General features: G+C 63.6%; 21 protein-coding genes. 6 read left to right on the top strand and 15 right to left on the bottom strand.

Annotated features, from left to right (window positions below; translation table 11 throughout):
* Positions 1 to 52: 52 nt before the first annotated feature.
* Positions 53 to 751, top strand: a complete 699-nt coding sequence (locus tag C7A17_RS15170) for a S24 family peptidase (RefSeq protein WP_106738795.1) — start codon at positions 53 to 55, stop codon at positions 749 to 751.
* A complete protein-coding gene (locus C7A17_RS15165) occupies positions 748 to 1,251 on the top strand; it encodes a GNAT family N-acetyltransferase (protein ID WP_106738794.1) in 504 nt (167 codons plus the stop codon). Before C7A17_RS15170 ends, C7A17_RS15165 begins: the two co-directional genes overlap by 4 nt.
* Before the next feature lie 105 nt (positions 1,252 to 1,356).
* On the opposite strand, the gene C7A17_RS15160 is transcribed toward C7A17_RS15165, so the two are convergent.
* The 7 genes from C7A17_RS15160 to C7A17_RS15130 form a co-directional block, all read right to left on the bottom strand.
* Positions 1,357 to 1,635, bottom strand: a complete 279-nt coding sequence (locus tag C7A17_RS15160) for a YdcH family protein (protein ID WP_106738793.1) — start codon at positions 1,633 to 1,635, stop codon at positions 1,357 to 1,359.
* Positions 1,636 to 1,703: 68 nt separating this feature from the next.
* Positions 1,704 to 1,952, bottom strand: coding sequence for a YdcH family protein (locus C7A17_RS15155; RefSeq protein ID WP_106738792.1), 249 nt, complete (start codon positions 1,950 to 1,952; stop codon positions 1,704 to 1,706).
* Positions 1,953 to 2,036: 84 nt separating this feature from the next.
* Entirely contained in the window at positions 2,037 to 3,590 is a 1,554-nt protein-coding gene (locus tag C7A17_RS15150; RefSeq protein WP_106738791.1) for a TerC family protein, read from the bottom strand.
* A gap of 282 nt (positions 3,591 to 3,872) precedes the next feature.
* Positions 3,873 to 4,649 carry a ferredoxin--NADP reductase gene (locus C7A17_RS15145; RefSeq protein ID WP_106738790.1) on the bottom strand — a complete coding sequence of 259 codons (777 nt, stop codon included), beginning with the start codon at positions 4,647 to 4,649 and terminating at the stop codon, positions 3,873 to 3,875.
* A 263-nt stretch (positions 4,650 to 4,912) separates the two neighbouring features.
* A complete protein-coding gene (gene dmpG, locus C7A17_RS15140; RefSeq protein ID WP_106738789.1) occupies positions 4,913 to 5,926 on the bottom strand; it encodes a 4-hydroxy-2-oxovalerate aldolase in 1,014 nt (337 codons plus the stop codon).
* Positions 5,923 to 6,864 (bottom strand): acetaldehyde dehydrogenase (acetylating), encoded by a 942-nt coding sequence (locus C7A17_RS15135; RefSeq protein ID WP_106738788.1) that lies wholly within the window; start codon positions 6,862 to 6,864, stop codon positions 5,923 to 5,925. Before C7A17_RS15135 ends, dmpG begins: the two co-directional genes overlap by 4 nt.
* Before the next feature lie 40 nt (positions 6,865 to 6,904).
* Complete coding sequence (locus C7A17_RS15130; RefSeq protein WP_106738787.1) at positions 6,905 to 8,212, bottom strand: MFS transporter; 1,308 nt, start codon at positions 8,210 to 8,212, stop codon at positions 6,905 to 6,907.
* Between the two features lie 193 nt (positions 8,213 to 8,405).
* Here C7A17_RS15130 and C7A17_RS15125 point away from each other — a divergent pair, with 193 nt between their 5' ends.
* The 3 genes from C7A17_RS15125 (at position 8,406) to C7A17_RS15115 (ending at position 12,603) form a co-directional block, all read left to right on the top strand.
* Positions 8,406 to 10,145 (top strand): IlvD/Edd family dehydratase, encoded by a 1,740-nt coding sequence (locus tag C7A17_RS15125; protein WP_106738786.1) that lies wholly within the window; start codon positions 8,406 to 8,408, stop codon positions 10,143 to 10,145.
* A gap of 276 nt (positions 10,146 to 10,421) precedes the next feature.
* Positions 10,422 to 11,144 (top strand): FadR/GntR family transcriptional regulator, encoded by a 723-nt coding sequence (locus C7A17_RS15120; protein WP_106738785.1) that lies wholly within the window; start codon positions 10,422 to 10,424, stop codon positions 11,142 to 11,144.
* A gap of 46 nt (positions 11,145 to 11,190) precedes the next feature.
* Positions 11,191 to 12,603 (top strand): FAD-binding oxidoreductase, encoded by a 1,413-nt coding sequence (locus tag C7A17_RS15115; protein ID WP_106738784.1) that lies wholly within the window; start codon positions 11,191 to 11,193, stop codon positions 12,601 to 12,603.
* Positions 12,604 to 12,624: 21 nt separating this feature from the next.
* Here the strand turns inward: C7A17_RS15115 and C7A17_RS15110 are convergent, their stop codons facing one another.
* The 6 genes from C7A17_RS15110 to C7A17_RS15085 all read right to left on the bottom strand — a co-directional run bounded on the left by C7A17_RS15110 (position 12,625) and on the right by C7A17_RS15085 (position 17,893).
* Positions 12,625 to 13,803: a PLP-dependent transferase gene (locus C7A17_RS15110; protein ID WP_106738783.1), complete on the bottom strand. Its 1,179-nt coding sequence runs from the start codon at positions 13,801 to 13,803 to the stop codon at positions 12,625 to 12,627.
* Between the two features lie 15 nt (positions 13,804 to 13,818).
* Positions 13,819 to 14,553 (bottom strand): amino acid ABC transporter ATP-binding protein, encoded by a 735-nt coding sequence (locus C7A17_RS15105; protein ID WP_106738782.1) that lies wholly within the window; start codon positions 14,551 to 14,553, stop codon positions 13,819 to 13,821.
* A 13-nt stretch (positions 14,554 to 14,566) separates the two neighbouring features.
* The gene (locus tag C7A17_RS15100; RefSeq protein ID WP_106738781.1) at positions 14,567 to 15,259 is read right to left on the bottom strand and encodes an amino acid ABC transporter permease; all 693 of its coding nucleotides are present in this window, start codon (positions 15,257 to 15,259) and stop codon (positions 14,567 to 14,569) included.
* 2 nt (positions 15,260 to 15,261) lie between these two features.
* The gene (locus tag C7A17_RS15095) at positions 15,262 to 15,999 is read right to left on the bottom strand and encodes an amino acid ABC transporter permease (RefSeq protein WP_106738780.1); all 738 of its coding nucleotides are present in this window, start codon (positions 15,997 to 15,999) and stop codon (positions 15,262 to 15,264) included.
* A gap of 69 nt (positions 16,000 to 16,068) precedes the next feature.
* Complete coding sequence (locus C7A17_RS15090) at positions 16,069 to 16,968, bottom strand: transporter substrate-binding domain-containing protein (protein ID WP_106738779.1); 900 nt, start codon at positions 16,966 to 16,968, stop codon at positions 16,069 to 16,071.
* 238 nt (positions 16,969 to 17,206) lie between these two features.
* Positions 17,207 to 17,893 (bottom strand): GntR family transcriptional regulator, encoded by a 687-nt coding sequence (locus C7A17_RS15085; RefSeq protein WP_106738778.1) that lies wholly within the window; start codon positions 17,891 to 17,893, stop codon positions 17,207 to 17,209.
* Positions 17,894 to 18,079: 186 nt separating this feature from the next.
* Here C7A17_RS15085 and C7A17_RS15080 point away from each other — a divergent pair, with 186 nt between their 5' ends.
* Positions 18,080 to 19,204 carry a methyltransferase gene (locus C7A17_RS15080; RefSeq protein ID WP_106738777.1) on the top strand — a complete coding sequence of 375 codons (1,125 nt, stop codon included), beginning with the start codon at positions 18,080 to 18,082 and terminating at the stop codon, positions 19,202 to 19,204.
* 11 nt (positions 19,205 to 19,215) lie between these two features.
* Here the strand turns inward: C7A17_RS15080 and C7A17_RS15075 are convergent, their stop codons facing one another.
* Positions 19,216 to 20,535: a TldD/PmbA family protein gene (locus tag C7A17_RS15075; RefSeq protein WP_106738776.1), complete on the bottom strand. Its 1,320-nt coding sequence runs from the start codon at positions 20,533 to 20,535 to the stop codon at positions 19,216 to 19,218.
* The gene (locus C7A17_RS15070; protein WP_106738775.1) at positions 20,535 to 21,977 is read right to left on the bottom strand and encodes a TldD/PmbA family protein; all 1,443 of its coding nucleotides are present in this window, start codon (positions 21,975 to 21,977) and stop codon (positions 20,535 to 20,537) included. The genes C7A17_RS15075 and C7A17_RS15070 overlap by 1 nt, the downstream gene beginning before the upstream one ends.
* Positions 21,978 to 22,030: the final 53 nt, after the last annotated feature.

The following is a 22,030-nucleotide window of genomic DNA, read 5'->3' as shown; positions in this document are numbered from 1 at the left end:
TAGAAATAGTTTTTAGTTATATAAATATTCATCAAAGGGAAGACAGCAGCCGATGAGAACCCCTAAAGAGGAATTGAATTTCGCTATAGCGAAATCAGCCAATGATTCCTCCCCGGCAGACGACTTCGTCGAACGCCTGAAAACCCTGTGCAATCGGGCCGGCAATGCCAGCGCACTGGCGAAGAAGGCGGGCATTTCCAACAGCGGCCTGAGCCGTTACCTCAATGGCGGCGATCCTTCGCGCAAGGTGCTGGTCAGCCTGGCGCAGGCGACGGGCGTCAGCCTGCAGTGGCTGGCCACTGGCGAAGGCCCCGTGGAGAAAAGCCAGGAAGGCAGCCGCCCCAGTTCGCTGACCTTGCTGCCCTGGCTGGGAGAGGAAGAGTCGGCCCAGAAAGAAGTGGTGGCCACGCGCAAGACCACCCTCACCTCGCAGGCCTTCTGTCGCCACTGGCTGGGCAGCAATGGGCTGGACAGCAAGGCGCTGGCGGCCATGCAGATTCGCGGAGACAGCATGTCGCCGACCATTCGCGATGGCGACATCGTGCTGATCGACATCAATGCCCGCGACATTCAGGACGACAAGGTCTACGTGATTCAGGACGCCGGCAATACCCTGGTCAGGCGCCTGCAGCTGGAACCCGGTGGCAAGGTACGCACGCTATGCGACAACCCCTCGCACCGTGAATTCGAGATAGACCGGGAACACCTGGAAATCGTCGGCCGCCTGGTGTGGCGAGGTGCCCTGCTGTGAACGCACTCACCATCGAGCTGATTCCTACCACCGTCGAGCAGTTGCCGCTGATCCGCAACCTCTACCAGTTCTATTCCTACGACAGTTCCGACTGGGAACAGGAAGACGTCGAAACGGATGGCCGTTTCTACATCCACGAGGAACATCTGCAACGCTACTGGCAGGAGCCAGGCTGGAGTGCCAGCCTGATCCTGGCCGATGGTTTCATTGCCGGTTTCCTGCTGGTCGAACGCAGCGAGCTACCCGAGATCGATGCCCCGGAGTTCGCCGATCTGTTCATTCTCAAACGCTACCGCCGTCAGGGTATTGGCCGCGCCCTGGTACAACAGGCGATGGGCGATGGCAGTACCTGGCTGGTGCGTTTCTACCGCCAGGACGACGTGGCCCTGGCCTTCTGGCAGAAACTGATGGGCGAGTTACCGAGACCACCAAGGGCCGTCTGGACGGAAGATGAGGCGGACGGATTGCTGACCTATCTGATCAACCCGCCTGTGCATTGAGGCCTATCGGCTCACATGGTGTAGCCCGGATGAAATCCGGGAAACCGGTGCGCACCGATAGCGATCTCGTAGGGTGCGCCGCGCGCACCGTGTTATGCCGAGCGGTCAACCACGACAGCCATTGCCACAACCACAGCACTGGCCCGCAGCCCGTTTGAGCTGACGCGCCAGTTCGTCCTTGAGCGCGACGCGGCTGAGTTTTAGAGCACTGAGGGTGACGTCATCGAGCAACTCGATACCGTCTTCGATACGACAGATGCGCTTGTCCAGGGCTTCGTATTCTTCGGCCTGGCGCGAGAACTGCTCATCGCTCTGACGCAAGCGCTGCAGCTCGCTGCGGTGTTCGGGAAAATCGTGAACCAGTGGGTGATGGTCGACGTGCATGGCGGAGCCTCTGACAAGGAAGATGACTCCAGCCTAGCGCCACACGTCGACCGTTCAGTTGATCAGGATCAAGCACTGCCCGCCTTGCGCAGCAGCTCGGCAATCTCATCCTTGAGCCCCACCCTCTGCAGCTTGAGCCCTTGCAGGGTCAGGTCATCGGCCGCCTCCCGTCCGTCCTCTATCTCGTAGATGCGCTTGTCCAGCGCCTCGTACTCGCCAGCCAGGCGAGGAAAGTGCGGGTCACTTTGCATCAGCTTGCGCATGACGTCGCCTTGCTGGGGGAATTCGCGGGTCAGGGGATGATGTTCGAGCGGCATGAAAGAACCTCCTGCGGAAGAAACCTCTCATCAGCCTAGCTCAGTTAGTGCCATGCGGGTCGTCCGCGACGACCCGCGCCCGCTTCATACCGTCAGCGGCACCAGCAACACCTTGCTGACCCGGCGATCCTTCACCTCGGTCACGGTCAGGCGCCAGTCGGCATGCTCCAACTGGTCGCCGATCACCGGCAGGCGGTCGAGCAGGCTCATGGCCAGGCCGGCAACCGTCTGGTAGTCCTCGCTCGCGGCGGCGGCAAAGCCCAGTCGCTCACGCAACACGGCCAGGTTCAGCGCACCGTTGACCCGCCAGCCACCGTCGACCTGTTCGATCTCCGGACCGTCCACTTCGCTGGCGTCTGGCAGCTCACCAGCAATCGCCTCGAGGATATCGGTCAGCGTCAACAGGCCTTCGAAACCACCAAACTCGTTGACCACGAAAGCCACGTGGGTCGAGGCCTGGCGCATCTGTTCCAGCGCGCTGAGCACCGACACGCTCTCCGGCAGGTTGATCGGCGCACGCACCAGGCTTTCGATATCCGGCTGCTCGCCCTTGAGCAGTTCCTTGAACAATTCCTTCTTGTGGATGTAGCCCAGCGGCTCCTCGGGCTTCGAGGCACGCACCACCACCAGGCGCGAGTGCGGCGAGTCCAGGAGCGCCTGGTGGATCTTCTCCGCAGGGGCATCGATATCGATGCGGTCGACTTCCATACGGTCGGTCATGGCCTTGCGGATCGACTGCTCAGCCAGGCCCAGCACGCCACGGATCATCACCCGCTCGCGACGGTCGAACAGCGCCTGCTCACCCGGTTCACCACCGATCATATCGGCGATGTCCTCACCGACCTCGTCAGCCTCGACCTTGCCGCCAAGCAGGCGCAGTACCGCATGCGCGGTGCGCTCACGCAGGCCTCGCTCGCCCTGCAGGCTGCGCTTGCGGCGCGAACGAGCGACCTGGTTGAACACCTCGATGAGGATCGAGAAACCGATGGCGGCGTACAGGTAGCCCTTCGGAATATGGAAGCCCAGGCCTTCGGCGGTCAGGCTGAAGCCGATCATCATCAAGAAGCCCAGGCACAGCATGATTACCGTCGGGCGCGCGTTGACGAAAGCGGTCAGCGGCTTGCTGGCGACGATCATCAGACCAATGGAGATGATCACCGCGATCATCATCACTTCCAGGTGCTCGACCATGCCGACGGCGGTGATCACCGCGTCGAGGGAGAACACCGCGTCGAGCACGATGATCTGTGCCACCACTGGCCAGAACTTGGCATAGGTACGCGCGCCACCCGGCTGGTGGGTGCGCCCTTCCAGGCGTTCGTGCAGCTCCATGGTGGCCTTGAACAGCAGGAACACACCACCGAACAGCATGATCAGATCACGCCCGGAGAAGGTCTTGCCGAACACCTCGACCAGCGGATCGGTCAGCGTTACCAGCCAGGCCATGCTGGCCAGCAGACCGAGGCGCATGATCAATGCCAGGCTCAGGCCTATCACCCGCGCACGGTCACGCTGCTCGGGCGGCAGCTTGTCGGCGAGAATGGCGATGAACACCAGGTTGTCGATGCCCAGGACGATTTCCAGGACGATCAGGGTCAACAGGCCTAACCAGGCCGTCGGATCAGCGATCCATTCCATTTAGCGTGCAGCTCTCTCTAGGGGAAAACGAAGACAGCCGAAAGCATCGCGCAAGCCTGATACAGGCGCGTGAGTTTTCGACTGGCGGAAAGAATATGCAGCACGGTGCTGCAAGAAGAATCGACGCCGAGTGGCGCCCTCTCTGTGATGTGTCGCCCCCAACCATACTGGCGAGGGCGATCGACTACTGTCGCTGTCCATGAAGACCGAACGATGAAAAACAGACCGCCGAATGTACTGGAGCGCAGGTCACATCGAAAGTCGCCATTTTGTTACCAGTTCTTACCAGTAATTCTCGACAGCGACCTGACCTGGCCGACGCGTCAGGCTCAGATTCAGGCCACGGGCTTTCAGGCGCTGGCGAGTGTCATCGATCATTTGCGGGTTGCCGCAGATCATCACCCGCGAGTGCTCAGGCGTCAGCGACAGCCCCGCGGCACGCTCCAGCTCACCATTGTCGAGCAGTTCAGTGATACGTGCATTGAGGCAACCCGGCACCTGCTCGCGGGTGACCACCGGCAGGTAAGTGAGCTTGTGCGCGAACTCGGCCAGATGTTCCAACTCAGCGAACCCCTTGATCATCGGCTGATAGGCCAGTTCGGCGACGTTGCGCGCGCTGTACACCAGCACGATGCGCTCGAAACGCTGCCACACCTCGAAATCTTGCAGCATCGACAGGAACGGTGCGATGCCGGTGCCACTGCCGAGCAACCAGAGGTCGCGGCCGTCGACGAAGCGATCCAGGGTCAGGTAACCGGTGGCCATCTTCTCCACCAACAGGGTGTCGCCGACGCGCAGACGGCTCAACTCGCTGGTGAACTCGCCGCCGGGCACCACGATGGAGAAGAAATCCAGGTGCTCGTCGTGCGGCGCCGAAACCAGCGAATAGGGGCGCCAGACCACCGAGCCGTCGGCCTTTTCCACACCCAGGCGCACGAACTGCCCGGCACGGAAGCGAAAACCCGCATCGCGCGTGGTGCGCAGGGTGAACAGGCTCGGTGTCAGCGTCTGCACGTCGAGCAGGGTCTGGCGGGTGAACTTGTCATCGCTGACGGTCATGCGAAGCTCCTGGCCGAATGGTGCCCGCAGTGTCGCGCAAAAGCCGCGCGACAAAAACCGTCAGATCGCATGGGCATCATGGGTGATCGCCGCAACAGGATCGCTCCCACGCAGAGAGTGGTAGCCCCCGGCTGGGTTCCCGCCTTCGCGGGAATGCCCCCCCCACCGTCTCGTCATCCCCGCGCAGGCGGGGATCCAGGTATATCTGGGGAGAGAGCCTTGGCTGATGCTCCATACGCCAGAGCGAGGGAGCCATCAGCGAGTCAGGCGCGACGGGCGAGCAGATCCAGCGCCACGTCGACGATCATGTCTTCCTGGCCGCCGACCATCCGGCGCTTGCCCAGTTCGACGAGGATGTCGAGGGTCTTCAGCCCGTACTTCGCAGCCGCCACTTCGGCATGCCGCAGGAAGCTGGAGTAGACGCCGGCATAGCCCAGGCCGAGGGTTTCCCGGTCGACCCGCACCGGGCGATCCTGCAGCGGGCGCACCAGATCGTCGGCAGCATCCATCAGCTTGTAGAGGTCGGTGCCATGGTTCCAGCCCATGCGTTCGGCGGCGGCGATGAACACCTCCAGCGGTGCGTTACCGGCACCGGCGCCCATGCCAGCCAGGCTGGCGTCGACACGATCACAGCCCTCCTCCACCGCGACGATGGAGTTGGCCACGCCCAGGCTCAAGTTGTGGTGGGCGTGCATGCCGGTCTGGGTTTCCGGGTTCAGCGTGGCCTTGAACGCGCGCATGCGGTCGCGGATGTCATTCATGTTCATCGCGCCGCCGGAGTCGGCCATGTAGATGCACTGCGCGCCGTAGCTCTCCATCAGCTTGCCCTGACGCGCCAGCTCCTCGGCCGGGATCATATGACTCATCATCAGAAAGCCCACGGTGTCCATGCCCAGGCTGCGTGCGTATTCGATGTGCTGCTTCGACACATCCGCCTCGGTGCAGTGAGTGGCCACGCGCACGGTACGGGCGCCGGCGTCATAGGCGGCCTTGAGGTCGTGCACGGTGCCGATGCCCGGCAGCAGCAACACGGCGATGCGCGCGTGCTCGATGACGTCGGCAGCGGCTTCGATCCACTCCAGGTCGCTGTGCGCACCGAAGCCATAGTTGAAGCTGGAGCCCTGCAGGCCGTCGCCGTGGGTGACTTCGATGGAGTCGACCCTGGCCTGATCCAGCGCGCGGGCGATGTCCTGCACGTTCTGGATCGAGTACTGGTGGCGAATCGCGTGGCTGCCGTCGCGCAGGGTCACGTCGGAGATAAAGAGTTTCTTGCTCATGCCGAGGCTCCCATCGACTGTGCCATGCGCTCGGCGGTGGCCAGCGCGGCGGAGGTCATGATGTCGAGGTTGCCGGCGTAGGCCGGCAGGTAATGGGCGGCGCCTTCCACTTCGAGGAAGATCGAGGTCTTCAGGCCGCTGAAGCGACCATGGCCGGGAATGTTCAGCGGCGCCGACTCGGGGATCACGTCGAACTGCACCTGCTGCTTGAGGCGGTAGCCCGGCACGTAGGCCTGCACGGCGGCAGCCATCTCTTCGACGCTGGCTTCGATCCGCGCCTGGTCGGCGGCTTCGCTGAGCACGAACACGGTGTCGCGCATCATCAAAGGCGGCTCGGCCGGGTTCATGACGATGATCGCCTTGCCCTTGGCTGCACCGCCGATCACTTCGATGGCCTTGGAGGTGGTCTCGGTGAATTCGTCGATATTGGCGCGGGTGCCGGGGCCGGCGGACTTGCTGGCGATCGAGGCGATGATCTCGGCGTAATGCACCTTGGCCACGCGCGAGACTGCCGCGACCATCGGGATGGTCGCCTGGCCGCCGCAGGTGACCATATTGACGTTGAGCTGGGCCAGGTTCTGCTCGAGATTCACCACCGGTACGCAGTACGGACCGATGGCCGCCGGCGTCAGGTCGATCAGCCGGATGCCCGGCTTGATGCCACGCAGAAAGGCGTCGTTCTTCACGTGGGCACCGGCACTGGTGGCATCGAAGACGAAGTCGATATCGGCGAACACCGGCAGACGGGTCAGGCCTTCGACGCCCTCATGGGTGGTGGCCACGCCCAGGCGCGCGGCGCGGGCCAGGCCATCGGAGGCCGGATCGATACCGACCATCGCGCCCATTTCCAGGTGCTTGGCGTTGCGCATCAACTTGATCATCAGGTCGGTGCCGATGTTGCCCGAGCCGACGATGGCGACTTTCAGCTTTCTGCTCATGTAGTTGCTCCAAAGGGCGGACGTCCCTGTCCGCCAGAGATCAGGACGCCTGCTCGATCACCACGCCCTGCGGCACGGGGGTCTTCTTTTCCAGCTTGCGGTAGACGATGTAGGTCAGCAGCACGCCGCTGATCATCACCGCCGACAGGAAGTACAGGCCCGAGGACAGCGTGCCGGTGTACTCCTTGAGCGCACCGATACCGAACGGGCCGATGTAGCCGCCCAGGTTGCCGAACGAGTTGATCAGGGCAATACCGGCGGCGGCGCTGGCACCGGTGAGGAAGCGCCCCGGCAGCACCCAGAAGATCGCGGTGACCGAGAACAGGCTGAAGGCAGTCATGCACAGCGCCGCCAGCTGCAACACCGGCGAGCCCAGCCAGGCGCTGAGGAACAGGCCGGCGCTGCCGAGGATGTAGAGGAAGGTGAGGTGCCCGTAGCGGTCGTTGAGGCGATCGGAGCTACGTGGAATCAGCAGCAGACCGATGATGCCGAAGACGTACGGAATCGCCGAGATGAAACCTGTTGTAAGGTCGCTGCCACCGAACTGGTGTACCAGCGTCGGCAGCCACAGCCCCAGGCCGTAGGTGCTCAGGGTGCTGGGCAGGTAGAGCAGCGCCAGCAGCAACACGCGGCGGTCGGTCAGCGCCTTGAGCGGATTGGTGTGTTCGGTCTGGCCGTATTCCTTGCGATCCTTGTCCAGCTCACCGAGCAGCCAGTTGCGATCTGCCTCGGCCAGCCAGGCGGCGTCTTTCGGCGTATCCGGCAGGATGCGCAGGGTCGGCCAGGCCAGGGCCACGGCCGGCAGGCCGATGACGATGAACAGCCACTGCCAGCCGTGCAGACCGGCGATGCCATCCATGCCCAGCAGGGCGCCCGACAGCGGGCCGGTGACCATCAGCGCGATGGGCTGCGAGAGAATGAAGAAACCCAGCACCTTGCCGCGATGGCGTACCGGGTACCAGCGGGTGATGTAGTACAGCACACCGGGGAAGAAGCCAGCCTCGGCCGCACCGAGCAGAAAGCGCATCACATAGAAGCTGTACGGCCCGGTGACGAAGGCCATGCCGACGGTGATCAGCCCCCAGGTAATCAGGATGCGGGCGAACCAGCGGCGCGCGCCGAAGCGTTCGAGCAGCAGGTTGCTGGGAACTTCGAAGATGAAGTAGCCGATGAAGAACAGGCCGGCACCAAAGCCATAGGCCAGGTCACTGAGGCCAATATCGGCGTTCATGTGCAGCTTGGCGAAGCCGACAGCGGAGCGGTCGATGAAGGCAACCAGATAAAGCAGGATCAGGAAGGGAATCAACCTGAAGGTAAGCGTGCGAATAATCCGAGCTTCCGCAGTCATGGCGGGTCTCCACATTGTTTTTGTTCTGGATCGTTGTCAGGGCAGGCCACTGCACAGGCACTCGTCGCCTGCCGAGTGGGACGAGACAATATAGTAATACTTTTTAAGGCGCAACGATTTCAAAATCAGTTTTTATGGGTTAGATTCAGCTCACCAAAACAAATTAGTCATACTAATAAGAGTTGACCGCGCCATGACTGATAAGAAGACCACCCTCCGCTCCGCTCAATGGTTCGGCACCGCCGACAAGAACGGCTTCATGTACCGCAGCTGGATGAAGAACCAGGGCATCCCGGATCACGAATTCCGCGGCAAGCCGATCATCGGCATCTGCAACACCTGGTCCGAGCTGACGCCGTGCAACGCACACTTTCGCAAGATCGCTGACCATGTGAAGAAAGGCGTGCTCGAGGCCGGCGGCTTCCCCGTCGAGTTCCCGGTGTTCTCCAGCGGCGAGTCGAACCTGCGCCCCACCGCCATGCTGACGCGCAACCTGGCCAGCATGGATGTCGAGGAAGCCATCCGCGGCAACCCGGTCGACGCCGTGGTGCTGCTCACCGGCTGCGACAAGACCACCCCTGCCCTGCTGATGGGCGCTGCCAGCTGCGACGTGCCGGCCATTGTGGTGACCGGCGGGCCGATGCTCAACGGCAAGCACAAGGGCAAGGACATCGGCTCCGGCACCGTGGTCTGGCAGATGCACGAGGCCTACAAGGCCGGCGAGATCGACCTCAACGAATTTCTCTCGGCCGAAGCCGGCATGTCGCGCTCGGCCGGTACCTGCAACACCATGGGCACCGCCTCGACCATGGCCTGCATGGCCGAAGCGCTGGGCACCTCGCTGCCGCACAACGCCGCCATCCCGGCCGTCGACTCGCGCCGCTACGTGCTGGCGCACCTGTCCGGCATGCGCATCGTCGACATGGTTCACGAAGACCTGCGCCTGTCGAAGATCCTCACCAAGGAAGCCTTCGAGAACGCCATTCGCCTCAACGCCGCCATCGGCGGTTCGACCAACGCGGTGATCCACCTCAAGGCCATCGCCGGCCGCATCGGTGTGCAACTCGACCTGGAAGACTGGACGCGCATCGGCAAGGGCACGCCGACCATCGTCGACCTGCAACCGTCGGGGCGCTTCCTGATGGAAGAGTTCTACTACGCCGGCGGCCTGCCCGCGGTGATCCGCCGTCTTGGCGAAGCCGGCCTGCTGCCCAACCCGGATGCGCTGACTGCCAACGGCAAGAGCATCTGGAGCAACTGCCAGACCGCACCGCAGTACAACGACGAAGTCGTGCGCCCCCTGGACAACCCGCTGATCGCCGACGGCGGCCTGTGCATCCTGCGTGGCAACCTGTCGCCACGCGGCGCGGTGATCAAACCGTCCGCCGCCACCCCGGCGTTGATGCAACACCGTGGCCGGGCCGTGGTGTTCGAGAACTTCGACGACTACAAGGCGCGTATCGCCGATCCGGATCTGGATGTCGACGAAACCTGCGTGCTGGTGCTGAAGAACGCCGGGCCCAAGGGTTACCCCGGCATGGCCGAAGTCGGCAACATGGGTCTGCCGCCCAAGGTGCTGGCCAAGGGCATCACCGACATGGTGCGCATCTCCGACGCGCGCATGAGCGGCACCGCCTACGGCACCGTGGTGCTGCACGTGGCCCCGGAAGCCGCTGCCGGCGGCCCACTAGCGGCGGTACGCAATGGCGATTTCATCGAACTGGATTGTGCCGGCGGCCGCCTGCACCTGGACATCAGCGACGAAGAACTGGCTGGCCGCCTGGCCGATCTGAAGCCCGACACCAGCGCCAAGATCTTCGACAGCGGCTACGCCCGCCTCTACGTCGATCACGTGCTGCAGGCCGACGAAGGCTGCGACTTCGACTTCCTGGTCGGCTGCCGTGGTTCGGACGTACCGCGACACTCGCACTGACGCATCACGATAACCTCCTTGGGGGCCCGCTCTGCCCGGGTGATGCTCCCCTTTTTATTCCCGCTCCGCACCGGCACACCGGTGTGGAGCACTCCATCCGGGAGTAGAACGCCAATGACCCGATACCCATCCGCCTCACGCCTGCGCCCAACACCCCGCCTATGCACCGAAAGGCGCTGATACAAAGCGTACGACGGCGAGCAATGGGCACCAGTCCGAAACGGCGCGGGAGCGATGCTATGATGCGCGGCATTCATTCGGAGCAACGCCGACTTCATGGATTACCAGACCCCAAAACCGCGCAAGAGCATGCACGCCCGTATCGTTCACGAACTGGGCATGCGTATCGTCTCTGGCCGCTTCAAGCCGGACGAGAAGCTGCCCCTGGAGTCGAGCCTGTGCGAGGAATACCAGGTCAGTCGTCCGGTACTGCGCGAAGCGACCAAGGTACTGGTCGCCAAGGGTCTGGTGTATTCCAAGCCGCGCGTCGGCACCGTGGTACGCCCACGCAGCGAATGGCACCTGCTCGACCCGGACGTGCTCTACTGGCTGGTGCAGAGCACGCCGCAGAGCGAGTTCTTCAACACCCTGGCCGGGGTACGGCGGATTCTCGAACCGGAGATCGCCGCCATGGCTGCGACCACGGCGACCGAGCAAGACATCGCCGCCATCGAGGATGCCTACCAGCGCATGGAAAAAGCGCAGACGCGCCAGGAAATGCTGCAGCCGGACATCGACTTCCACCGCGCCATCGCCGAAGCCACCCACAACGACCTGCTTGCCTACATGTGCAACATGCTGTCGTTGCCACTGCGCGAATCGATCACCGTCACCAACCTGCGCCCCAACACCCAGGCGCTCAGCCTGCCACGCCACAAGGCGATCCTCACCGCGATCAAGAACCGCGACGCCCTTGGCGCGCGGCATGCCTCGCTGGTGCAACTCGACGACACCCGCCTCGCCCTCGATACCGTGATGAACGAACTGACGCCGCTGTAGCCGGCACCAGCGTCGCGGGCGACCTAATAACAACAAGGAACCCGCAATGACCCTTCACGTACCACTCGCTCCGCGCCGCGAATTGCCGGCCGCCTTCAGCGCCGCCCTCATCGAACTGCTCGGCGAACGCTTCAGCACCGCTGCCGCCGTGCGCGAGCACCACGGCCGTGACGAATCGCTGTACGACCCGATGCCGCCGGATGCCGTGGCCTTCGCCAGCAGCCAGGACGAGATCGTCGCCATCCTCCGCCAGTGCCACGAACACCGCGTGCCGGTGATTCCCTACGGCAGCGGCTCGTCGCTGGAAGGCCATCTGCTGGCGGTGCATGGCGGCCTGAGCCTGGACGTGTCGCAGATGGATCAGGTGCTGGAGTTCCGCCCCGAAGACATGAGCATCACCGTACAGCCGGGCATCACCCGCAAGGCGCTCAACGAATACCTGCGCGCCAGCGGCCTGTTCTTCCCCATCGACCCCGGCGCCGACGCCAGCATCGGCGGCATGTGCGCCACCCGCGCCTCGGGCACCAATGCCGTGCGCTACGGCACCATGCGCGAGAACGTGCTTGGTCTGACCGCCGTGCTGGCCGACGGCCGTGTGCTCAAGGCCGGCTCGCTGGCGAAGAAATCCTCCGCCGGTTATGACCTGGCGCGGCTGCTGGTCGGCAGCGAAGGCACCCTGGGCGTGATCAGCGAGATCACCCTCAAGCTGCACCCGCAGCCGGAAGCCATTTCCGCTGCCGTGTGCAGCTTCGCCTCGGTGCAGGGTGCGGTGCAGACGGTGATCGAAACCATCCAGATGGGCATCCCCGTGGCCCGCGCCGAATTGGTCGATGCCCTGGCCATCAGCGCCCTGAATCGCTACTTCAAGCTGGAGCTGAACGAAGCGCCGACGCTGTTCCTGGAATTCCACGGCAACGAGGCGAGCGTCGCCGAGCAGGCGCAGAGCGTGCAGGAGCTGGCCGACGGCAACGGTGGCAGCGGCTTCCAGTGGGCGACCCAGCAGGAGGAACGCAACAAGCTGTGGAGCGCCCGGCACAACGCACTGTTCGCTTTCCTGCAGCTCAAGCCAGGCTGCCGCTCGTCATCCACCGATGTCTGCGTGCCGCTGTCGCGCCTGGCCGAGTGCGTGCTCGGCGCGCAGGACGACCTGGCCAGTTCGAGCCTGATCGCCCCGGTGTTTGGCCATGTCGGTGACGGCAACTTCCATGTCTGCCTACTGCTCGACCCGAACGACGCTGCCGAAGTGGCCGAGTCGGAACGGCTCAATCGCCTGATCGTCGAGCGCGCGCTGGCCGCCGGTGGCACCTGCACCGGCGAACATGGTATCGGCCTGCACAAGATCGACTATCTATTGGAAGAGCACGGCGAGGTGGCCATCGACGTGATGCGTGCGATCAAGCAGGCGCTCGATCCGCACAACCTGATGAATCCCGGCAAGATCTTCCGCTCGGTGGCGTGACCACCGAGCGCCGGTGCGAACTCAGGCGACGGACATGCGGCCGTCGACCTCGCGACGCAGTGCAGCGGCCAGCCAACGGGCAATGTTGTCCACCTGCTCGTCCTGCCCCTGGGCAACGATAAACTGGGTGCCGACACGCAGGGCATAAGCGCCCGGCGTGGTCGGGTCGTTGCAGGTGCCGACCAGAATGCCTTCCTGCTCCAATGCCTTGATCGTCGCCGGAGCATCCAGTGCATTGCTCATCGGCACCAGCACCTGATGGGTGAAGACCTCGCCGGGGTTCGGCGCGATCACCGCCACGTTCAGCTCACGCAACACCCTGGCGAAGGTCTGGCTGGCCGCGCAGACGCGCCGTGCATAGGCGCCGCCATCGGCTTCGGCCTGCTGCAGGGTGACCAGGAAGGACGGCAACTTGCCGGCGTCGTAGTTGGCCAGCAGCGCGCGGTCGATGAAACGCGCCAGGCGCTCGCCATCTTCGGCATGACGACCGGCGATCAGGCTGTGCGGGCGACCCGGCAGGGTCTTGTAGGTGGAGCTGGTGAGGATATCGACGCCCAGCTCCAATGGGTTGGGGAAGGTGCCGCCGGCGATCAGCCCGGACACGTGCGAAGCGTCGAAAATGGTTTTTGCCCCCACTTCGCGAGCGGCAGCTACCACCGGTTCGATGTCGTCAGGGGTGATGATCACCGAGCGGCCGAGCATCACCAACGCAGGGCGCAGCGTGCGCACCTGCTCGGCAGCGGCCTGGGCATCCAGGCGGCAGGCGCGGGTATCGAAAGGCAGATCGGCCACGCGCAACCCGGCCAGTTCCGGCGTGCCGCCGCGGCGCTGACTGAGGTGCCCGCCATGGGCCGCGGCAGGCGCCAGCAGCAGGTCACCCGGCCGGCTGAAGGCGTGGAACACGGCCAGGTTGGCGATGGTGCAACTGGGCAGCCGTGGCTCGGCCCAGGTGGCGCCGAACAGGCTGCAGATGCGCTCGCGCACGGCCACTTCGAGACCAGAGACCAGATCGGTATCCGGCTGTTCCTTGGCGTAGCTCGGCCCCATCGCCGGGTAGGCGCTCAGCTCGACGCTGTAGGCCTGCTGGGCCTCTTCGCTGGGCAGGTTGGCACCGGCATACAGCACCACACGACCGTCACGCAGGGCTGCGCCGCGCGCAGCCGCCATCGCCAGCAATTGCTGCTCGTTGGGCATTTCCATGATTTTCGTCCGGCGTTAGTGAGAGAGAATTTTCGACAGGAACTGCTGGGCACGATCGGAGCGGGCGTTGATGTCGCCGAAGAACTCCTCCTTCGGGCAGTCTTCGACGATCTGCCCCTGATCCATGAAGATCACCCGGTCGGCGACCTTGCGCGCGAAGCCCATCTCGTGGGTCACGCACATCATGGTCATGCCTTCGTGGGCGAGCTGCACCATGACGTCGAGCACTTCATTGACCATCTCCGGGTCGAGCGCCGAGGTGGGTTCGTCGAACAGCATCACCACCGGGTCCATGGCCAGGGCGCGGGCGATGGCCACGCGCTGCTGCTGACCGCCGGAGAGCTGGCCCGGATGCTTGTACGCCTGCTCCTTGAGGCCGACACGCTCGAGCAGTTGCAGCCCCTTCTTCTCGGCCTCGGCCTTGCTGCGACCGAGCACCTTGATCTGGGCCAGCATCAGGTTCTCCATGATGGTCAGGTGCGGAAACAGCTCGAAATGCTGGAACACCATGCCGACGCGCGAACGCAGCTTGGGCAGATTGGTGTCCTTGGCAGTCACGCTGATGCCATCGACGGTGATTTCACCGCTGTCGATGGGCTCCAGCGCGTTGACTGTCTTGATCAGGGTGGACTTGCCGGAACCTGAAGGCCCGCACACCACCACCACCTCGCCCTTGGCAACGGTGGTCGAGCAGTGCGTCAGCACCTGGAACGAACCGTAGGATTTGCAGACATCGCTGATCGTTATCATGACGAAAGGGCCCTTAGCGAATGATGGCGACGCGCTTTTGCAGGCGGCGTACGGCATAGGAGGCGAGCAGGGAGATCACGAAGTAGACGAGCGCGGCGAAGACGTACATCTCCAGCAGGCGACCGTCGCGCTGGGCGATCTTCGCCGCGGCGCCGAGGAAGTCGGTGATCGAGAGGATGTAGACCAGCGAGGTGTCCTGAAACAGCACGATGGTCTGCGTGAGCATCAGCGGCAGCATGTTGCGCAGCGCCTGCGGCAGTACCACGTAGAACAAGCCCTGGCGATTGGTCAGGCCCAGCGCCATCGACGCCTGGGTCTGGCCCTTGGGCAGCGACTGGATACCGGAGCGGATGATCTCGCAGAAGTAGCAGGCCTCGAACAGGGTGAAGGTGATCACCGACGACCAGAACGGGTCGATGCGCACCGGACGCGGTGCACCGGTGATCCACTGCACCACGAAGGGCACCATGAAGTAGAACCAGAAGATCACCAGCACCAGCGGCAGCGAGCGCAGCAGGTTGACGTAGCCGCCGGCGAACATCGACAGCGCGCGATAGCGCGACAGGCGCATGATCGCCAGCAGCGAGCCGAAGAAGATGCCGCCGATGGTGGCGAACAGCGTGAGCGTCAGGGTGAAGCTCATGCCGGTGTAGAACAGATAGGGGAGCGAGTCGACCACCACTCCCAGGTCGAAACTGCCAAACATCTTCAGCTCTCCTTCCGCAGGCCGTAGCCCGGCACAGCGGCCTTGCGCTCGACGGCGCGCATGGCGAAGACGATGATCAGGTTGAGCACCAGATACAGGGTGGTTGCTGCCGTGAAGGCCTCGAAGGTCTGGAAGCTGTTTTCCTGCATCGCACGGGCGCTGCCGGTCAGCTCCATCAGGCCGATGGCCAGGGCAACCGAGGTGTTCTTGGTGCAACTGAGGAATTCGGAGGTGATGGCCGGCACCACGATGCGATAGGCCATCGGCAACAGCACGTAACGGTAGGTCTGCACCAGCGTCAGGCCCATGGCCAGACCGGCCATGCGCTGCCCACGCGATAGACTCTCCAGACCGGCACGCACCACTTCGGCCATACGCGCGGCGTGGTAGCAACCCAGGCAGATCACCGCCGTGTAGAACGCGGAATTCGGCAACTGCTTGAACCAGCGCCCCAGATCGGGCGGCAGCAGTTCCGGCAGTACGAAGTACCAGAGGAACATCTGCACCAGCAGCGGAATGTTGCGAAACAGCTCGACGAAGCCGGTGCCCAGCGCGCGCATCCAGGCCAGCGGCGAGGTTCGTGCGACACCCACCAGCGAGCCGAGCACGATGGCGATGGTGAAGGCGCCGATGGCCGTGGCGACCGTCCAGCAGGCCCCCCAGATCAGCGTCATCAAATAGGTATTGGTGCCATCGAGCGAGGGCTCGAAGAAGATCCACCAGTTCCAGTTGTAGCTCATGGCCTAGCCCATCCAGTGCATGTCATGGCCCGGTCGGCGCAGAGCGCCGACCGGGTTGGCGTCGCTCGATCAGCGGTACAGCTCGGGATCCGCTTCGTCGGTCGGCTGGGCGATGACTTTCTTCAGTTGGCTGGACATCGGGAAGTTCATGTTGATGCCGCGTGGCGGAATCGCCTGAACGAACCACTTGTCGTAGATGGCGTTGATCTCGCCGCTGGCGTACAGCTCGTCGAGGGTGGCGTTGACCACTTCCTTGAAGGCCTCGTCGCCGCGACGCAGCATGATGCCGTACGGCTCGATCGACAGCGGCTCGGCGGACATGACGAAGTCACCCGGGTTCTTCGAGGTGGCAGCTGCACCGGCAATCGACACGTCGTCGAAGATCAGCGCCACGGCGCGCTCGGTCTGCAGGGTCAGCATGCCTTCGGCCAGATCCTTGACGCTCAACACATTGAGGCCGAGGTTCTGCGCGGCGTTGATCTCACTGATGACCTTGACGCTGGTGGTGCCGGCCAGGGTGACCACGGTCTTGCCCTTGGCATCGGCCATGGTCTCGATCGGTGCGCTCTTCTTGGAGAGAATGCGCACGCCGGCCACGAAATAGGTGTTGGAGAAGCTCACCTGACGCTGACGCTCGGCGTTGTTGGTGGTGGTACCGCACTCCATGTCGATGGTGCCGTTGGCCAGCAGCGGCATGCGAGTGGCACCGGTAACCGGCAGGTAGCTGACCTTCAGTTCCGGTTCGTCCAGCTTGAGCTTGATGGCCTCGACGACTTTCGCGCACAGGTCCATGGCATAGCCAATCGGACGCTGCTGATCGTCGTAGTAGGAAAACGGTACCGCGCCATCACGGTGACCGACGCTGATCTCCCCCAGCTCGGCAATCTTCGCCAGCGTGCCTTCCTGTGCAGACACTCCCGCTGCCGCGAACATCAGCATCATCGACGAAGCCGCAAGAATCTTCTTCATGGTTTTGCCCCCTGTTTTGTTATCGCGCAACGACTCCCTTTCGTGGGCGCCGGCGTGCCCTAGCAAGCATCGCCGGATCACTCTGCGGGACTGCAATCGGCATCGTCAACAAAAAAGAATAATAAATAATGAATTCATTTTAATTGCACGAAGTTGGGGCGATTTTCCGAGGCGATGCTCGTTATTGGACGCAGATCCGCTGAAGAGTTGACCGATGAAACCTGCAGGGCAACGGCCGCTAGCCTGGCTGTGTGCTGACGAGTTCGTCGATGGAATGGCGTACCGTGCGCGCGGTGTTCATCACGTGCTGACGCATGATCTTGGCGAGCTGGCTGCCATCGCGTGCCTTCAGGGCCTGGAGGATTTTCTCGTGATCGCTCACCGCCTCTTTCCAGTCCCCCGGCGCCTGACGCACGGTATGCCGGATATTGCGAATGCGTAGTTCGAGATTGCGGTACAGCGCCAGCAGCGAGGCATTGTCGGCTGCCTCGAAAATGGCGAAGTGGATGGCACGATTGAGCCGCGAGTACTCCATCGCACGTGACGCCTGATAGGCCTCGATCATGTCCTCGTGCATCTGCCGAATAGCCTCGAGCTGTGCATCGGTGATCTTCTCGCAAGCCATTTCACCGGCCAGCGCCTCGATGCTGGCAATGATCGGAAACAGCTCCTGCAATTCCTCGTCGGTGATGGTGACCACGCGCGCGCCACGCTGCGGCAGCAATTCGATCATGCCTTCGGCCGCCAACGCCTTGAGCGCTTCACGCAACGGCGTGCGGGAGATGTCGAAGCGCTCGCACAGCGCCTTCTCCGGTATCTTCTGGCCCGGCTCCAGCTCGCCGCTGACGATCAGCTCACGCAGGTGATCGACGATCTCGCTGTGCAGCGTCCGGCGGCGAATCGGTTTTGCTTCAGAAACGCTCAATCTTGTCTCTCGCTCATGCTCTCAAATGCCTGGAGGCATATACCTACCAAGGCCAACGAGTGAGACTTAGCCATCGGCGCTCACACTTGTCCAGCAGCACATGTAAGCGCATTCATGAATGTTGGGGTGCGAGGACGCCAGCAGCTATGATGCGCCAGCTCCAAACGCCTCCGGAAACTGCACGCCATGCCGCAACTCGCCACTCCCTTCGCCGACCTCGACCTGATTCGCCAGCCGGAGCAGCAGAACGAGCCTCTGCAGGCCTTCGACGCAGCCGACGAATACCTGTTGAACCATCTGCACGAACAGGGCATCGGGCCAGACGAACGGGTGCTGGTGCTCAACGATGGTTTCGGCGCTCTCGCCTGCTCGCTGGCCGCACACTGTCAGGTGACCAGCAGTGGCGATTCGCACCTGGGCCACCTGGCATTGCAGAAAAACCTGGCGCGCAATGGCCTGCCGGCCGAAGCCGTGCGTTTCGTGCCGGCCAGCGAAACGGCGCAAGGGCCATTCCACTGGGTGCTGATTCGCGTACCCAAGACCCTGGCGCTGCTGGAAGAGCAACTGATTCGCCTGCATGGCCAGTTGGCGCCTGACGCCCGCGTGGTGGCCGGGGCGATGATCAAGCACCTGCCACGCGCCGCCGGCGACCTGCTGGAACGATACATCGGCCCGGTTCAGGCCTCGCTGGCGGTAAAGAAAGCCCGCCTGCTGATGGCCACAGCGCAGACGAAAGCAGCACCGGTCTCGCCCTACCCCACTCGCTATACGCTTGATAAACCCGCGCTCGAACTGATCAACCACGCCAACGTGTTCTGCCGCGATGGCCTGGATATCGGCACCCGCGCCTTCCTCCCGCACCTGCCACGCCACCTCGGCCGCATCCGCGTCGCCGACCTCGGTTGCGGCAACGGCGTACTGGGCATCGCCTACGCCCTGGGCAGCCCGCAGGCGGAGCTGACCCTGGTGGACGAGTCGTACATGGCCGTGCAGTCAGCGCAGGAGAATTGGCGAGCGGTGCTCGGCGAACGCCCGGTGACTCTCCGCGCCGCTGACGGCCTGGCCGAACAGCCGGCCGACTCGCTGGATCTGGTGCTGTGCAATCCGCCGTTCCACCAGCAACAGGTGGTCGGCGACTTCCTCGCCTGGCGCATGTTCCAACAGGCCCGCGCGGCGCTGGTTACCGGCGGCGAACTGTGGATCGTCGGCAACCGCCACCTGGGCTATCACGCCAAGCTGGCACGCCTGTTTCGCGGCGTCGAACAGGTCGCGGCCAACCCGAAGTTCGTGGTGCTCAAGGCGCGCAAGTAAGACGAACGCTCTTACAAAGTCAGGGTAAATCGCGATAACAACGCCCCCGGCAGTGCCATCGACCCCGTCTGCCTGGCGCCGTAAGTACCGCCGGGCAGCAGCAGTTCGGGTTCGCGGGTCAGGGCCTCGAGTTGCGGGCCGAGAAAGTCGAACAGCGAATCATCGAAACGCATCGTGTTCACCGGTGCCGAGATCTGTCCGTCCTCGACCCAGAAGGTGGCGAAGCGGGTCATACCGGTCAGGCGCCCAGCCGGCAGATCGGAGAAGTTGCCGTACCACAGGTTGCCGATATACAGGCCCGTGCCGAGCCGCTGCAGCACATCCTGCTCGTTCAGATCGCCACCGTGCATACGCAGGGACAAGGGGTATTCGCCACCGCAGGCGCCATTGGCGATCAGCCCATACTCGGCGGCGCTACGCGAGCTGACCAGGCGTTCGCCAGCTCGCCCCTGACTGATCAGGCGCAGCGGCTGACGCGGCCCTTCAGGGGTGAAGGCCGGCGCCAGGCCACCTTCGATACGTTCTTCCATCGTCACCTGTCGGCTGAGCTCGGCCTTGCCATTGAACAGCCGTTGCAGCGGACTGCCGCCGGAGGCCAGAGCCTGGGCGCCGAAGCCCCAGCAGAACAGGCTGACCAACTCCTCCAGCGCAGCCGGAGCCAGATAGGCGCGATAGGTGCCCGGCTGCAATGACTTCGCCGGACGACAGAGGAAATCCAGCTGTTGCCGCGCGACATCCAGCTTACGAGCGAACGCCTGCACGTCCCACTGCTCGCCGGCATAGGCGCTCTTCACGGCCTGGCCGGTGCCATGGAACAGGCTGAATTCGAGATTGAAACTGCTCGCGGCGTACCAGCCGAATGCACCCCAGGAGCTGGCGAAGCCCTGATACTGCGGCCCGACAGCGAGAAAGCCGACCAAGTCCAGGCCACCGCCCGCACTGACGACCTGCTCGGCCATGGCCGCCGCATCCAATGGCTCGCCTGCGGCAGCCAGCTCACTGCGCCAGGCCTCACGGTTCAGGCGCAGGTAAGGATCGTCACTGAGCGTCGGCAAGACCAGGCGCAAACGCTGCAAGGCCTGCTGCACTTGCGTCAGGTCGTCTTCGAGCACACCGCTGAGCGCCAGCTTGCTCTCGGCATGGCGCTGGCCCTGGTACAGCGACAGTGTGGCGTAGACCTGCTGCACCTGCCCGGCCTGGCGCACACGCCCCTGATTGAAACGGATGAAACTGGACACCTCGGCCGCATAGGCCAGGGTGAATCCTTCCTCGCCAACGACCTGCCCCTGCAGGTAAGCCAGCAACTCGCTGAAATGATGACGTGCGTCCATCAGGCGGCCCCTCCGAATACGTCGATATCGGCGAACACGCAGGCCGGCGAGGCATGCCCCACACGAATCACCTGATTGGGCTCGCCCTTGCCGCAGTACGGCGTGCCCAATATCTCGAAGGTACTGGCATCACCCACTGCACACAGATTGCGCCAGAACTGAGCGGAAATGCCGCGGTAGTTGGGGTTCTTCACCACGCCCTTGAGTTCACCGTTCTCGATCAGTTGCCCCCACTCACAGCCGAACTGGAATTTGTTGCGCGCATCGTCGATCGACCAGGAGCGGTTGTTGCTCATCAAAATGCCGTGCTCGATGCCGCCGACCAGCTCGGCCAGGCTCTTGTCGCCCGGCTCCAGATTGAGGTTGGCCATGCGGTCGATGGGCGGCCGGTTCCAGCTGCACGCGCGGCTGTTGGCCACACCCGGCAGACCGCTGCGCCATTGCGACAACGCGCCGCCGAGCGGCCGCTGGAGGATGCCGTCGCGGATCAGTAACTGACGTTCGGCCGGCGTGCCGTCGTCATCGAAGCTGTAGCTGGACAACTCGCCCGGCACACCCGGATCGAAACTGACGTTGAGCAGAGGCGAGCCATAGCGGTAATGGCCTAAATCCTCCTGGCGGATGAAACTGGTGCCGGCGAAGTTGCGCTCGTCACCGAGGATGCGATCCAGCTCCAGCGGGTGACCGATGGACTCGTGAATCTGCAGGATCATCTGATCGGGCATCAGCAGCAGGTCGCGCGAACCGTTCGGGGTGTTGGGCGCCAGCAGCAGTTGCAGCGCCTCGTCGGCAATACGCGCAGCGCTGCCGATCACCCCCAATTGCTGTAGAACCTCAGCGCCACCCTGGCGCGCCATGTGGCTGCCGCCGAAGCTGCGGCTCTGACTGTCATGCTCGTCGCTGGCCGTCACCCCAACCTGCGGGAAAACGTAGCGCTGGGCACGACGCAATCGCGCACCGGCACTGTTGAGGTAGATCTGCTCGTGGCAGGTGAAGGTCAGCCCGACATGGCTGTCCACCAGACGCGCGTCACGGGGAATCAGCGCCGACTCCGCCATCAGCAACTCGAACCAGTGCGCAGCGCCTGCCAGCGGCTGCTCGTATCCGGGCATCACGTCATCGCTCTGCTCGGTGGGCTGCGGCAGGCTGCCGAGATCCAGCAGGTTATGTCCGGCCAGAGCCCGGGCCATCTGCTCGGCCCGCTCCAGCGCGGCCTGCAAGCCGGCCTGGCTGATATCGCTGGTTGCCGCATACGCCTCGACGCCAGCGATGCGCACGCTGAGTATGGCACCGGCATCGTCGACGAAGGATGGCGCCTGCGCGACCCGCCGGCGCACCCAGTAGGATTCTCGGCTTTCCTGCACATGGCGCAACGACCAGAAATCAGCGCTGCTTTTCAGCGCGGCAAAACGGTGTTGCAGGGTATCGCTGAGGGCGAACATCGAGCCTCCTCGGCATGGGGCAAAGGAGGTCAGTATGAAAACAATCGCGCAGA

The sequence above is a fragment of the Pseudomonas mendocina genome (assembly GCF_003008615.1).
In the GTDB taxonomy this organism is placed as follows: domain Bacteria; phylum Pseudomonadota; class Gammaproteobacteria; order Pseudomonadales; family Pseudomonadaceae; genus Aquipseudomonas; species Aquipseudomonas mendocina_C.
The sequence above is the reverse complement of the archived record's forward strand: the minus strand, read 5'-3'. Positions and strand labels throughout refer to the sequence as shown.

Coding starts and splice junctions, on each gene's coding strand:
- C7A17_RS15090 (WP_106738779.1), bottom strand. CDS start 16,968: ATGAAGAAGATTCTTGCGGCTTCGTCGATGATGCTGATGTTCGCGGCA.
- C7A17_RS15145 (WP_106738790.1), bottom strand. CDS start 4,649: ATGACCGTCAGCGATGACAAGTTCACCCGCCAGACCCTGCTCGACGTG.
- C7A17_RS15110 (WP_106738783.1), bottom strand. CDS start 13,803: ATGGAAATGCCCAACGAGCAGCAATTGCTGGCGATGGCGGCTGCGCGC.
- C7A17_RS15125 (WP_106738786.1), top strand. CDS start 8,406: ATGACTGATAAGAAGACCACCCTCCGCTCCGCTCAATGGTTCGGCACC.
- C7A17_RS15105 (WP_106738782.1), bottom strand. CDS start 14,553: ATGATAACGATCAGCGATGTCTGCAAATCCTACGGTTCGTTCCAGGTG.
- C7A17_RS15080 (WP_106738777.1), top strand. CDS start 18,080: ATGCCGCAACTCGCCACTCCCTTCGCCGACCTCGACCTGATTCGCCAG.
- dmpG (WP_106738789.1), bottom strand. CDS start 5,926: ATGAGCAAGAAACTCTTTATCTCCGACGTGACCCTGCGCGACGGCAGC.
- C7A17_RS15100 (WP_106738781.1), bottom strand. CDS start 15,259: ATGTTTGGCAGTTTCGACCTGGGAGTGGTGGTCGACTCGCTCCCCTAT.
- C7A17_RS15160 (WP_106738793.1), bottom strand. CDS start 1,635: ATGCACGTCGACCATCACCCACTGGTTCACGATTTTCCCGAACACCGC.
- C7A17_RS15120 (WP_106738785.1), top strand. CDS start 10,422: ATGGATTACCAGACCCCAAAACCGCGCAAGAGCATGCACGCCCGTATC.
- C7A17_RS15130 (WP_106738787.1), bottom strand. CDS start 8,212: ATGACTGCGGAAGCTCGGATTATTCGCACGCTTACCTTCAGGTTGATT.
- C7A17_RS15070 (WP_106738775.1), bottom strand. CDS start 21,977: ATGTTCGCCCTCAGCGATACCCTGCAACACCGTTTTGCCGCGCTGAAA.
- C7A17_RS15170 (WP_106738795.1), top strand. CDS start 53: ATGAGAACCCCTAAAGAGGAATTGAATTTCGCTATAGCGAAATCAGCC.
- C7A17_RS15115 (WP_106738784.1), top strand. CDS start 11,191: ATGACCCTTCACGTACCACTCGCTCCGCGCCGCGAATTGCCGGCCGCC.
- C7A17_RS15135 (WP_106738788.1), bottom strand. CDS start 6,864: ATGAGCAGAAAGCTGAAAGTCGCCATCGTCGGCTCGGGCAACATCGGC.
- C7A17_RS15075 (WP_106738776.1), bottom strand. CDS start 20,535: ATGGACGCACGTCATCATTTCAGCGAGTTGCTGGCTTACCTGCAGGGG.
- C7A17_RS15155 (WP_106738792.1), bottom strand. CDS start 1,952: ATGCCGCTCGAACATCATCCCCTGACCCGCGAATTCCCCCAGCAAGGC.
- C7A17_RS15095 (WP_106738780.1), bottom strand. CDS start 15,999: ATGAGCTACAACTGGAACTGGTGGATCTTCTTCGAGCCCTCGCTCGAT.
- C7A17_RS15150 (WP_106738791.1), bottom strand. CDS start 3,590: ATGGAATGGATCGCTGATCCGACGGCCTGGTTAGGCCTGTTGACCCTG.